10 protein-coding genes are annotated in these 12,674 nt (G+C 72.0%); 6 read left to right on the top strand and 4 right to left on the bottom strand.

Going from position 1 to position 12,674, the window contains the following annotated elements; all coding sequences use genetic code 11:
* Positions 1-59: 59 nt before the first annotated feature.
* On the bottom strand, positions 60-2,282 hold the full coding sequence (locus tag ACLU3S_RS18980; RefSeq protein ID WP_413953084.1) for an MMPL family transporter: 2,223 nt from the start codon (positions 2,280-2,282) through the stop codon (positions 60-62).
* Between the two features lie 159 nt (positions 2,283-2,441).
* Between ACLU3S_RS18980 and ACLU3S_RS18985 the strand changes: the two genes are divergently transcribed.
* The 4 genes from ACLU3S_RS18985 to ACLU3S_RS19000 all read left to right on the top strand — a co-directional run bounded on the left by ACLU3S_RS18985 (position 2,442) and on the right by ACLU3S_RS19000 (position 6,791).
* The gene (locus tag ACLU3S_RS18985) at positions 2,442-3,080 is read left to right on the top strand and encodes a TetR/AcrR family transcriptional regulator (RefSeq protein WP_413953085.1); all 639 of its coding nucleotides are present in this window, start codon (positions 2,442-2,444) and stop codon (positions 3,078-3,080) included.
* Between the two features lie 85 nt (positions 3,081-3,165).
* Complete coding sequence (locus tag ACLU3S_RS18990; RefSeq protein WP_413953086.1) at positions 3,166-4,125, top strand: PrsW family intramembrane metalloprotease; 960 nt, start codon at positions 3,166-3,168, stop codon at positions 4,123-4,125.
* A 72-nt stretch (positions 4,126-4,197) separates the two neighbouring features.
* The gene (locus ACLU3S_RS18995; RefSeq protein WP_413953087.1) at positions 4,198-4,437 is read left to right on the top strand and encodes a heavy-metal-associated domain-containing protein; all 240 of its coding nucleotides are present in this window, start codon (positions 4,198-4,200) and stop codon (positions 4,435-4,437) included.
* An 86-nt stretch (positions 4,438-4,523) separates the two neighbouring features.
* On the top strand, positions 4,524-6,791 hold the full coding sequence (locus ACLU3S_RS19000; protein WP_413953088.1) for a heavy metal translocating P-type ATPase: 2,268 nt from the start codon (positions 4,524-4,526) through the stop codon (positions 6,789-6,791).
* Positions 6,792-7,361: 570 nt separating this feature from the next.
* Here the strand turns inward: ACLU3S_RS19000 and ACLU3S_RS19005 are convergent.
* The 3 genes from ACLU3S_RS19005 to ACLU3S_RS19015 all read right to left on the bottom strand — a co-directional run bounded on the left by ACLU3S_RS19005 (position 7,362) and on the right by ACLU3S_RS19015 (position 11,478).
* Complete coding sequence (locus tag ACLU3S_RS19005) at positions 7,362-7,538, bottom strand: hypothetical protein (RefSeq protein WP_413953089.1); 177 nt, start codon at positions 7,536-7,538, stop codon at positions 7,362-7,364.
* 136 nt (positions 7,539-7,674) lie between these two features.
* Complete coding sequence (locus ACLU3S_RS19010) at positions 7,675-8,964, bottom strand: citrate synthase (protein ID WP_413953090.1); 1,290 nt, start codon at positions 8,962-8,964, stop codon at positions 7,675-7,677.
* Positions 8,965-9,183: 219 nt separating this feature from the next.
* Complete coding sequence (locus ACLU3S_RS19015) at positions 9,184-11,478, bottom strand: ATP-dependent RecD-like DNA helicase (protein WP_413953091.1); 2,295 nt, start codon at positions 11,476-11,478, stop codon at positions 9,184-9,186.
* 192 nt (positions 11,479-11,670) lie between these two features.
* Between ACLU3S_RS19015 and ACLU3S_RS19020 the strand changes: the two genes are divergently transcribed.
* Together ACLU3S_RS19020 and ACLU3S_RS19025 are read left to right on the top strand one after the other, a co-directional pair.
* Complete coding sequence (locus ACLU3S_RS19020) at positions 11,671-11,793, top strand: hypothetical protein (protein WP_413953092.1); 123 nt, start codon at positions 11,671-11,673, stop codon at positions 11,791-11,793.
* An 83-nt stretch (positions 11,794-11,876) separates the two neighbouring features.
* The coding region (locus ACLU3S_RS19025) for a ribokinase (RefSeq protein ID WP_413953093.1) at positions 11,877-12,674 on the top strand (798 nt) is incomplete at its 3' end.

Here is a 12,674-nt window from a genome sequence, read left to right on the forward strand (position 1 = left end):
CCGGGCCGAGGGGCCGGCCCCGGCCCCTCGGGGCTGGTCGCGCGGTGCCCCGCGCCCGCTCAGGGCGCCTCCTCCTCGCCCTCGCTGAGACCGAACCGCCGGTGGAAGCGCCGCAGCGGGGCCGGCGCCCACCACGTGGCCCTGCCGGTGAGCCGCATGATGGCCGGGACCAGCAGGCTGCGGACCACCATCGCGTCCATCAGCACCGCGAGGGCGATGCCGAGGCCCAGCATCTTGGTGTCGGTCACGCGGGAGGTGCCGATGGCGACCATCACCACCGCGAGGATGACCGCCGCCGCGGTGATCAGGCCGCCCGTGCGCTGCAGGCCGTGGCGCACCGCGGCGGTGTGGTCGCCCGTGCGGTCGTACTCCTCCTTCATACGGGAGAGCAGGAACACGCCGTAGTCCATGGAGAGGCCGAAGGCCACGCAGAACATCAGGACGGGCAGGGTGGTCTCGATGGAGCCGGAGCTGGTGAAGCCGAGCGGCCCGGACAGGTGGCCGTCCTGGAACACCCAGACCACCGCGCCGAACATCGCCGTCAGGCTGAGCGCGTTGAGCACCACGGCCTGCAGGGGTATCAGCACGCTGCCGGTGAGCAGGAAGACCAGCAGCAGGGTGACCACGGCGATGAACAGCGCCGCCCAGGGCAGGCGCTGGGCTATCGCGTGCTTGGTGTCGACGAGGACGGCGGCCGTGCCGGTCACCTCGGTGGCGAAGGGGGCGTGCAGGTCGCGCAGCTCGCCCACCAACTGCTGGGCCGGGTCGTCCACCGCCTCGCCCCTCGGCTGGACGGTGAAGTACGCCGCGCCCTTCCCGACCACGGGGCCGTCGACGCGGACCACCTCGGGCAGCGAGGCCACCTGCTGCTTGTAGGCGGCGTACTGGGCCGCGGTCGCCCTGCCCTCGGCGAGAATCTCCAGGCCGCCGCCGGGGCTGCCGGGGAAGCCCTCACGGAGGTGCTGCTGCACCACGTGGGACTCGGCTGTCGAGGGCAGCTGGCGGTCGTCCGCGGTGCCGAACTTCACGCCCAGGAAGGGCAGTCCGAGGACGACCAGCAGGACGGTGGTGCCGAGGGCGAAGAGCGGGGCGCGGCGCATCACGACCGTCGCGGTGCGCGTCCACGCCGTCCCCCCGGCGCCGGACGGCCGGGCGCCACGGCGGAACAGGCGGCGCAGGTCCAGGGAGTTGACCCGGTGGCCGAGCAGGATCAGCGCCGCCGGGAGCAGGATCAGCGCGGCGGCGGCGGCGAGCAGGACCACGGCGATGCCGGCGTAGGCGAAGGACCGCAGGAAGTACTGCGGGAAGACCATCATGGCGGCCAGGGACACCGCGACGGTGAGGGCGGAGAAGAGCACCGTGCGCCCCGCCGTGCGCAGGGTGGTGCCGACTGCGGTCAACGGCTCGGCGCCCGTGGACAGTTCCTCGCGGTAGCGGCGGACGATGAACAGGGAGTAGTCGATGGCGAGGCCGAGGCCGAGGGCCGTGGTGAGGTTGAGCGCGAAGACGGAGACGTCGGTGAAGGACGTCAGGCCGCGCAGCACCGCGTTCGTGCCGAGGATGGCGACGAAGCCGATGCCCAGCGGCAGCAGGGCCGCGATCGCGCTGCCGAAGATCATCACGAGCAGCACCAGCGTGATCGGCAGGGCGATCATCTCGGCGCGGGTGAGGTCCTCCTTGATGATCGTCTGCATCTCGTGCCGCACCGCGACGATGCCGCCGACCCGGACCCGGACCGGGCCGTGTGTGCCCCGGTAGTGGGGGGCTATGCGGTCCAGGGTTCTGGCCATGGTGTTCTCGTCGCCGGTGATGCGGGCCGCGATCAGCGCCTCGTGGCCGTCCCTCGCACGCAGGGCGGGTGCCGCCGAGGCGTCGGCCTGCCAGTAGGAGCCGACGCCGGTGACGCCCCGCTCCCCCGCCAGCCGGCGGGTCAGGCTCCTGGCCCGGGCGGCGACCGCCGGGTCGTCGACCGAGGCACGGCCCGCGTCGACCAGCAGGAGCAGGTTCGGCTGGGAGGCGGGGAACGCGCGTTCCAGCGCCCTGGTCGCGTACGTCGACTCGGCGGCCGGGTCCTCCCAGCCGCCGCTGCCGAGACGGTCCGCGACCCCGCTGCCGGCCAGCACGGCGAGTGCGGTGAGGACCAGAGCGACGAGCAGCGACAGGCGCGGGCGGGCGGTCACGAACCGGGTCCAGCGGCCGGTCCGGGGCACGGCCGACTCCGCCTCCCCCGCCGGCTCCGGCCTCCCCTTCCCGGTCCGCGCCGGCGTGTTGACTTCGGTCATCTTGCGGTGTCCCCTTCACCACGACCCGTGCCTGCGCAGCAGGAGGCACGGATGAGTCGTTGCCATAAACTGGCAAACACGAGAGATCGCTCGCGTTTCTCCAGAATGCGAGCGACCACTCGCGTTTGTCAATCGTCTTCGGAGAGCTGGGGATCACGCGTGTCCGACACCTCGGAGAAGGAGCAGCCGCGCCGCCGCCAGGCCCGCGGCGAACGCCGTATCGCCCAGCTCCTCGAAGCCGCCGCCCGGGTCTTCTGCACCACCGGCTACACCGCCGCGAGCACGAACGCCATCGCCCGCGAGGCGGGCGTCTCGCCGGGCACGCTCTACCAGTTCTTCCCGAACAAGGAGGCGATCGCGATCGAGCTGGGCGGCCGGCTCGTCCACGAGATGCGGGAAACCTACGGCGAGGCACTGGCCCCCGTCGACCCCGCCACTTCGCTGGAGGAGGCCATCGGCGCCGCGGTCGACCGGTTCATCGCCTTCAACACCGAGCACCCGGTGTTCTTCGCACTGATGCACGGCCCCGACATGCCCGGCGGGATCACCGAGGCGCACGACCAGCTGCACACCACCCTGATCGCCCGGATCGAGGGCCTGCTCTCCTCCCTCATGCCCGGCGCGAGCCCGGCCGACGTCACGCGCACGGCCCACGTCTGCCTCGGCGTGTACAAGGCCGGCCTGGAACTCGTCCTCGCCCACGAGGGCGCCGAGCGCACGGCCTACGTCCAGGAGATCAAGGACGTGCTGATCCGCTACCTCGACCCGCTGGTGGGCGACCGGCTCGGCCGCGGCTGACCCCACGGCGCGTGCTGGACTGCGACGAGCGGGACATCTGCCTAGAGTGCGGATAGATCGCCCAGCAGCCCCCGAGGGGACGCACGTGACCCACTCCCCGCCGCCCGGCACCCCGAGGGCCCGCATCCCCGGCCCGCAGCAGCCCCCGCCGCCCTACCCCCGCATCGCCGCGGGCCTGTGGAAGCGCTGCCTGGGCGGCGGTCTCGGCCTGTGGGCGCTGACCGCGGCGGCGATGTACGCGACGTCGGACGCGGCCCTGCTGCCGACGCTGATCCTGCTGGGCGGCTTTCTGGCACCGGTCGCCTTCGTGCTGTGGGCGTACGAGCGGCACGGCCGCGACCTGGGCGTCAGCGCGGTCCTCGGCTGCTTCCTGGCCGGCGGCGCGCTCGGCGTGCTCGGCACCGCGTCGGCCGAGCCGTATCCGCCGCACTCCTCCCTCGCGATCCTCCTGGGCGTCGGCCTGGTCGAGGAGGCGGCCAAGCTGGGGGCGCTGGTGTTCGTGCTGCGCCGGCAGCCGGGCATCAGCGGGACGCGGGCCGGGCTGGTGCTCGGCGCGGCCCTCGGCTTCGGCTTCGCGGCCCTGGAGAGCACCGGCTCCGCGTTCGACGCGGCCTTCTCCGAGGGCGTCGGCCTCAGGGCGCTGCTGGAGACTCAGTTGCTGCGCGGCCTGCTCGCCCCCGCGGGACAGGCGCTGTGGACGGCGATCACGGGCGGGATGCTGCTGTCCCTGCGCCGGCCGAACGGGCGCTTCCGGTACGCCCCGCCGCTGGTCGCCGCCTGCATGGGCGCCGCCCTGCTGCACGCCCTGTGGGACGCCACGCACGGCGTCGCACTCCGGCTGGCCGAGCGCCTGGCGAGCACCGCGCCGGGCGCTCGGCCGGGCGCACCCGGGTACCCGTCCGGCCCGAGCGCCGTGCAGCAGCATCTGTTCACCCTGTTCTCGATCGGCGGAGCGGCCCTCGTGGGGCTCGCCGGGGTCGCCTGGGTGCTGTCCCTGCTGTCCCTGACGCGCCGGAACACCTCATGGAGAAGGAATACCCCCTAGGGGTATAGTGTGAAGAGCGTGGGGTTCCCCCGGACCCCACCGACCCCACACGCCTCCCCGAGGAGTAACCACATGAGCGCCCAGACCGACACCACGGGCTCCGTCACCACCGTCTACCAGGTGACCGGGATGAGCTGCGGCCACTGCGAGGGCTCCGTCTCCGGCGAGATCTCCCGGATTCCCGGCGTCACCTCGGTGAAGGCCGTCGCGTCGACCGGCGAGGTGACTGTCGTCTCCGCGGCCCCGCTGGACGACGAGGCCGTGCGCGCCGCCGTGGACGAGGCCGGCTTCGAACTGGCCGGCCGGGCCTGAGCACCACCCTCCCGTTTCCCGACCGGGCCGTGCCGGCCAGCTGATACTGGTTCCGTACGGTTCGGTCCGATGTCTGGAGTCCGGACATGACCAGCACCACCGCTCAGACAGCGTCCGCCCGGAAGGCGACCGCGATAGACGGCGCCTCCGAGGTCGAGCTGCTCATCGGCGGGATGACCTGTGCCTCGTGCGCCGCCCGGGTGGAGAAGAAGCTCAACCGGATGGAGGGCGTGAGCGCCACCGTCAACTTCGCCACCGAGAAGGCGAAGGTCACCTACGCCGAGGGCGTCCGGGTGGCCGATCTGATCGCCACCGTGGAGCGGACGGGTTACACCGCCGAGGAACCCCCGCCGCCGACGCCCGCCCCCGAGGCGGCCCCGCAGCCCTCCGGGCAGGACCCCGAACTCGGCTCCCTCAGGCACCGGCTGCTCGTCTCCGCCCTGCTCGCCGCGCCCGTGGTCCTGCTCGCGATGATCCCGGCGCTGCAGTTCGACAACTGGCAGTGGCTCTCGCTCACCCTGGCAGCGCCGGTCGTCGTGTGGGGCGGCGCGCCCTTCCACCGGGCCGCCTGGACCAACGCCCGGCACGGCGCCGCCACCATGGACACCCTGGTCTCGGTCGGCACGCTGGCCGCGTTCGGCTGGTCGCTGTGGGCGCTGTTCCTCGGCGACGCCGGCCGGCCGGGCATGCACGACGAGTTCCGCCTCACCGTCTCCCGCATGGACGGCGCGTCCACCGTCTATCTGGAGGTCGCCGCCGGAGTCGTCGCGCTGATCCTGCTCGGCCGCTACCTGGAGGCGCGCTCCAAGCGGCGCGCCGGGGCCGCCCTGAAGGCGCTGATGGAGCTGGGCGCCAAGGACGTGGCCGTGCTGCGCGAGGGGCGCGAGGTACGGGTGCCGGTGGCCTCCCTCGCCGTCGGCGACCGGTTCGTCGTGCGGCCCGGCGAGAAGATCGCCACCGACGGCACGGTGGTCGAGGGCGTCTCCGCGGTCGACGCCGCGATGCTGACCGGCGAGTCGGTGCCGTTGGACGTCGGGCCCGGCGACCGGGTCACCGGCGCCACGGTCAACGCGGGCGGCCGGCTGGTCGTCGAGGCCACCCGCGTGGGCGCCGACACCCAGCTCGCCCGGATGGCGAAGCTGGTGGAGGACGCGCAGAACGGCAAGGCCGAGGTGCAGCGGCTCGCCGACCGCGTCTCCGCGGTGTTCGTGCCCGTCGTCATCCTCATCGCGCTCGGCACCTTCGCGGTGTGGCTCAGCGTCACCGGGGACGCGGTCGCCGCGTTCACCGCCGCCGTCGCCGTGCTGATCATCGCCTGCCCCTGTGCGCTGGGCCTGGCCACGCCGACCGCGCTGATGGTCGGCACCGGCCGCGGCGCCCAGCTCGGCATCCTCATCAAGGGCCCCGAGGTGCTGGAGTCCACGCGCCGCGTCGACACGGTGGTCCTCGACAAGACCGGCACCGTCACCACCGGCCGGATGACCCTCCAGGCGGTGTACGCCGCCGAAGGCGAGGACGAGAAGGAGCTGCTGCTCCTCGCGGGCGCCCTGGAGCACGCCTCCGAACACCCCGTCGCGCGGGCGATCGCCGCCGGGGCGGTGCAGCGCGCCGGAGCGCTGCCGGCCGTCGAGCACTTCGAGAACGTCCCCGGGCGGGGCGTGCGCGGGCGCGTGGACGGGCGCGAGGTGGCCGTCGGACGCCTGTACGACGAGCTGCCGCAGGAGCTGGCCCGTGCGGTGCGGGAGGCCGAGCAGGAGGGCCGTACGGCCGTCGTGGCCGGCTGGGACGGACGGGCCCGCGGGGTCCTCGCCGTCGCCGACGCGGTCAAGGAGACCAGCACCGAGGCAGTACGGAAGCTGCGCGCGCTCGGGCTCACGCCGGTGCTGCTCACCGGGGACAACCGCACGGTCGCGCAGGCGGTCGCCCGGTCCGTGGGAATCGACGCCGCGCACGTGTTCGCCGAGGTGCTGCCCGAGGACAAGGTCGACGTCGTACGGCGGCTGCAGCGCGAGGGGCGGGCCGTGGCCATGGTCGGCGACGGCGTCAACGACGCCGCCGCGCTGGCCACCGCCGACCTGGGCCTCGCCATGGGCACCGGCACGGACGCGGCGATCGAGGCCGGCGATCTGACGCTGGTGCGCGGGGACCTGCGGGTGGCCGCCGACGCCATCCGGCTCGCCCGGCGCACCCTCGCCACGATCAAGGGGAACCTGGTGTGGGCGTTCGGCTACAACGTGGCCGCGCTGCCGCTGGCCGCGGCGGGGCTGCTGAACCCGATGATCGCGGGTGCCGCCATGGCCTTCTCGTCCGTGTTCGTGGTGACCAACAGCCTGCGGCTGCGCCGCTTCCGCTGAAGTCCCCCAGGGTTACCGGGGGTTAGGCGCAGCGGATGTAAGAGTCCCCCTAGAGTCCGGCGCGAGCCTCACATAAGCTCTTCACAAGGCTCGCGCATCATCCTTACGCTTGGGTCCCGATCAACGTATCGGGGCTCTTGCGTACCTAAAGGACAAATGCAAGAGACGCAGATCACAGTGATGCGAACGTAACCATCGAAGGGGTTCGAAGGTCTAAGTTGGCGATGTCGGTTCGGCGTCTTGGGGGGCGCTGACCGGCACCTGGGGATGTCTTGGGGGACTTCCCCGGAAGATGCGTTGCCGGGACACGTACACCGGGAAGCTTTGAGCGGCCCTCCCAGCGTGCGCTGTCCCGGCAGGTCGCACCGCTTCACTGGAGTGGGGCGAGTTTTGCTCGTTCTGCTCACAGACAGCGATTCAGGCGCTGTCCTCTCCGAGCGCCCGGCCGGATCCCGTGGGGGGAATCCGTACCGGGACATGGGAAGGCGCCCTGGTCGTCGGCCCGTGGGGGGACCGGCGTCCCAGGGCGCCTTCCGCTTTTCCTCGCCTTGACGGAGCCACTCTGTGCGCTCAGGCCGCCTCGACGGTCACGCGGTCCCTTCCCGACCGGGACCGGGTCGCGCCGTGCAGACACCGGCGGGCCCCACCGGCGCCGCTCACCCGCAGGTGCCGGCGCCAGCCGCCGGGCACCACGCCCCAGTCGACCGAGCCGATGCGGGCCCACTGCAGGTACCACCGGCCGGGCACGCCGCACGAGCGCCACCCGCCCGCAGCGCGCGGCAACGCTCGGCCGGGACCGCGCCGTGGCCGGCACGACGGCACGCGCGAAGGCCAGGACGGGTATCCGTCCTGGCCTGGTGCCGGTGCCCCTCGCCGGGAGGTGTCAGCGCTCCTCGACGGGGACGAAGTCGCGCTCCACGACGCCCGTGTAGATCTGGCGCGGGCGGCCGATGCGGGAGCCCGGCTCCTTGATCATCTCGGTCCACTGGGCGATCCAGCCCGGCAGGCGGCCGAGGGCGAACAGGACCGTGAACATCTCGGTCGGGAAGCCCATGGCCCGGTAGATCAGACCGGTGTAGAAGTCGACGTTCGGGTAGAGCTTGCGCTCCACGAAGTAGTCGTCGGACAGCGCGTGCTCCTCCAGCTTCAGGGCGATGTCGAGGAGCTCGTCCTCCTTGCCCAGCGCGGAGAGCACGTCGTGCGCGGCGGCCTTGATGATCTTGGCGCGCGGGTCGAAGTTCTTGTAGACCCGGTGGCCGAAGCCCATCAGGCGGACGCCGTCCTCCTTGTTCTTCACCTTGCGGATGAAGGTGTCGACGTCGGAGCCGGAGTCGCGGATGCCCTCGAGCATCTCCAGCACGGACTGGTTGGCGCCGCCGTGCAGCGGGCCCCACAGCGCGTTGATGCCCGCCGAGATGGACGCGAACATGTTGGCCTGCGAGGAACCGACCAGGCGGACCGTCGAGGTCGAGCAGTTCTGCTCGTGGTCGGCGTGCAGGATCAGCAGCTTGTCCAGCGCGGACACCACGACCGGGTCCGGCTCGTAGTCGTCCGCCGGGACCGAGAAGGTCATGCGCAGGAAGTTCTGGACGTAGCCGAGGTCGTTGCGCGGGTAGACGAACGGGTGGCCGATCGACTTCTTGTAGGCGTACGCCGCGATCGTCGGAAGCTTGGCGAGCAGCCGGATCGTGGAGAGGCTTCGCTGCTTGTCGTCGAACGGATTGTGGCTGTCCTGGTAGAAGGTCGACAGCGCCGAGACCACCGAGGAGAGCATGGCCATCGGGTGGGCGTCGCGCGGGAAGCCCTTGTAGAAGTTCTTGACGTCCTCGTGCAGCAGGGTGTGCCGCGTGATGTCGTTCCTGAACGTCGTCAGCTCGTCGACGGTGGGCAGCTCGCCGTTGATCAGCAGGTAAGCCACCTCGAGGAAGGTGGAGCGCTCGGCCAGCTGCTCGATGGGGTAGCCGCGGTAGCGGAGGATGCCCGCCTCGCCGTCGAGGTAGGTGATGGCGGATTTATAGGCGGCGGTGTTGCCGTACCCGCTGTCCAGGGTCACCAGACCGGTCTGGGCGCGGAGCTTCCCGATGTCGAAGCCCTTGTCGCCGACGGTGCTGTCGACCACCGGGTAGGTGTACTCGCCGTCGCCGTACCGCAGTACTACAGAGTTGTCGCTCACGTCTTCCCTCACCGACGTAGTGCCTCATCTTCGAGGTGCCCTGACTGTCTCTACCATCCCCCATTTGGCTCAGGAGAGTGCACTCGGGGTCGACCATTGGGCCTATCGGCGGCACTCAGTGCCGCCAACCTGCTCATCCTGCCCCCTCGGAAGGGCATCCGGTAGTGCTCTGTGACCTTCACGACTCGTTTGATCGATCATTTTTGTGATGCCCGACCGCTACCCGTCCGAGCCGGTGAACTCCAGCCTCCCGCCGGGCGACGCGAGTCTGAAGTCGAGGGCCGTGCACCGGCGCCCCGCGGACACCGTGCGCACCGCCTGCCCGATCGCCTTGCGCGAACCGACCAGGACCACCAGCCGTTTGGCCCGGGTGACCGCCGTGTACAGCAGGTTCCGCTGGAGCATCATCCATGCTCCGGTGGTGACGGGAATCACCACCGCGGGATATTCACTTCCCTGCGAGCGATGGATCGTCACCGCGTACGCGTGAGCCAGTTCGTCGAGTTCGTCGAATTCGTACGGGACCTCCTCGTCCTCGTCCGTCAGCACCGTCAGGCGCTGGTCGACCGGGTCGAGCGAGGTGACGACACCCACGGTGCCGTTGAAGACACCGTTCTTCCCTTTCTCGTAATTGTTACGGATCTGGGTGACCTTGTCGCCGACGCGGAAGACGCGGCCGCCGAACCGCTTCTCGGGCACGTCGGGCCGGCCGGGGGTGATGGCCTGCTGGAGCAGCCCGTTCAGGACGCCGGCCCCGGCCGGGCCCCGGTGCATCGGCGCGAGGACCTGCACGTCCCGCCGCGGGTCGAGGCCGAACCTCGCCGGAATCCGGCGGGCGGCCACGTCCACGGTGAGCCGCCCGGCCTCCTCGGTGTCGTCCTCGACGAAGAGGAAGAAGTCCTTCAGGCCGTCGGTGAGCGGATGCCGCCCGGCGTTGATCCGGTGTGCGTTGGTGACCACGCCCGACTGCTGCGCCTGCCGGAAGACCCTGGTGAGCCGGACGGCGGGGACGGGGCCGCCCTCGGCGAGCAGGTCCCGGAGCACCTCCCCCGCGCCCACGCTGGGCAGCTGGTCCACGTCCCCCACGAAGAGCAGGTGCGCCCCCGGAGGTACGGCCTTCACCAGCTTGTTGGCGAGCAGCAGGTCCAGCATGGACGCCTCGTCGACCACCACGAGGTCGGCGTCCAGCGGGCGGTCCCGGTCGTACGCCGCGTCGCCACCGGGCTTCAGCTCCAGCAGCCGGTGCACGGTGGAGGCCTCGGCGCCGGTCAGCTCGGCGAGCCGCTTGGCGGCCCGCCCGGTGGGCGCGGCGAGCAGCACCTTGGCGTGCTTGGCGCGGGCCAGCTCCACGATCGAGCGGACGGTGAAGGACTTGCCGCAGCCGGGGCCACCGGTGAGCACGGCGACCTTCTCGGTCAGCGCGAGCCGGACCGCCGCCTCCTGCTCGGGCGCGAGATCGGCGCCGGTGCGGGAGCGCAGCCAGCCCAGCGCCCTGGCCCAGTCCACGTCCCGGAAGGCGGGCATCCGGTCCTCACCGGTGCGCAGCAGGCGCAGCAGCTGGGCGGAGAGGGACAGCTCGGCGCGGTGGAAGGGCACGAGGTAGACGGCGGTGACGGGCTGCTGGGAGTCGCCGTCGGGGCCGGGTACCTTCTCCCGCACCACCCCGGGGTCCTCGCCCTCCTCCGGCTCCCGGGCCAGCTCGGCGAGGCACTCGATGACGAGCCCGGTGTCGACCTGGAGGAGCTTGACGGCGTCCGCGATCAGCCGCTCCTCGGGCAGGAAGCAGTGGCCCTGGTCGGCGGACTGGGACAGCGCGTACTGCAGGCCGGCCTTGACCCGCTCGGGGCTGTCGTGCGGTATGCCGACGGACTGGGCGATCTTGTCGGCGGTCAGGAAGCCGATGCCCCACACGTCGGCGGCGAGCCGGTAGGGGTGGTTCTTCACGACGGAGATCGACGCGTCCCCGTACTTCTTGTAGATCCGCACGGCGATCGAGGTCGACACCTCGACGGTCTGCAGGAAGAGCATGACCTCCTTGATCGCCTTCTGCTCCTCCCAGGCGTCGGCGATCTTCCTGGTCCGCTTCGGCCCGAGTCCGGGGACCTCGACGAGCCGCCCGGGCTCCTCCTCGATGATGCGCAGCGTGTCCGTGCCGAAGTGCTGGGTGATGCGGTCGGCGAAGACCGGCCCGATGCCCTTGACCAGGCCGGAGCCCAGATAGCGCCGGATGCCCTGGACGGTCGCGGGCAGCACGGTCGTGTAGTTCTCCACGTGGAACTGCTTGCCGTACTGCGGATGCGAGCCCCAGCGGCCCTCCATGCGCAGGGACTCCCCGACCTGGGCGCCGAGCAGCGCGCCGACCACGGTGAGGAGGTCGCCCGCGCCGCGCCCGGTGTCGACCCGGGCGACCGTGTAGCCGTTCTCCTCGTTGGCGTACGTGATGCGCTCCAGCACGCCGTCGAGCGTGGCGAGCCGGCGTTCGCCGCCCGTGGGGTTCCCCTCCTGTTGAGCCATGATCCGACGGTACCGGTGGGATGTGACAGTGCCGCACCGTCACCGTGCGCGGCCCGGACGGGCACCGGCGGCGCAGGCTCCGCCGCAGCGCTCCACGCGCGCGTGGCGGCCGCCGCCGTTGGCACGCCGTACCGGCATGTCCCGAGCGGAGGGGTGGCTTCGGAGGGGGCTTCGACCCGACCGTGGACGTCCGTGTCCCCGGGCCGAGGGGAAATCCGGCCGGCCGCCGTGCGGATGGCCCTAGGCTTCCAAGTCCTCGGCGGGCTCGGAGCCCTCGCCGCGCTGATCGCCGTCGCCGTCGTCGAGCGGCTGTGACGAGGTCACCGGCGGCCGCCGCGGCCGGGCCGCCGACGCAGTCGTGGAAGATCGCCGTGGACAACGCGCTGACGGGAGTGCACATGGACCACTACGACCTGCTGGTCGTGGGTTCGGCCAACGCCGACCTGGTGATCGGAGTCGAGCGGCGGCCGGCCGCCGGCGAGACGGTGCTGGGCGGCGACCTGTCCGTGCACCCGGGCGGCAAGGGCGCCAACCAGGCGGTCGCCGCCGCCCGGCTCGGCGCACGGACGGCCCTGCTGGCCCGGGTCGGCGACGACGGCCACGGCCGGATGCTGCTGGACTCCCTGCGCTCGGCCGGAGTGGACCCGGTCGGCGTGCTGGTGGACGGGGCCCCGACCGGCATCGCGCTGATCACCGTCGACCCCACCGGGAACAACGGCATCGTGGTGTCGCCGGGCGCCAACGCCCGCCTGGCACCGGGTGACGTGCGCGCCGCGGTGAGCCTCTTCCTCGCCTCGCGCGTGGTGTCGGCGCAACTGGAGATCCCGCTGGAGACGGTCGTGGAGGTGGTACGGACCCTGCCGGAGGGGACCCGGTTCGTGCTGAACCCGTCCCCGCCGCGCCCGGTGCCGACCGAGGTGCTCACGGCCTGCGATCCGCTGATCGTCAACGAGCACGAGGCACGGGTGATACTCGGCGAGGCCTGCGTGAGCGAGGACCCCGAGGACTGGGCGCGACTGCTACTGGCCAAGGGTCCGCGCTCGGTGGTGGTGACGCTGGGCGCGCAGGGGGCGCTGGTGTGCGACGGCTCCGGCGTGACCCGGGTGCCGTCGGTGAAGGTGGACCCGGTGGACACCACCGGCGCGGGCGACGCGTTCGCCGCGGCGCTGGCCTGGCGGCTGGCCGCGGGCGCCGGC

It is taken from the genome of Streptomyces sp. AF1A (assembly GCF_047340315.1).
In the GTDB taxonomy this organism is placed as follows: Bacteria; Actinomycetota; Actinomycetes; order Streptomycetales; family Streptomycetaceae; genus Streptomyces.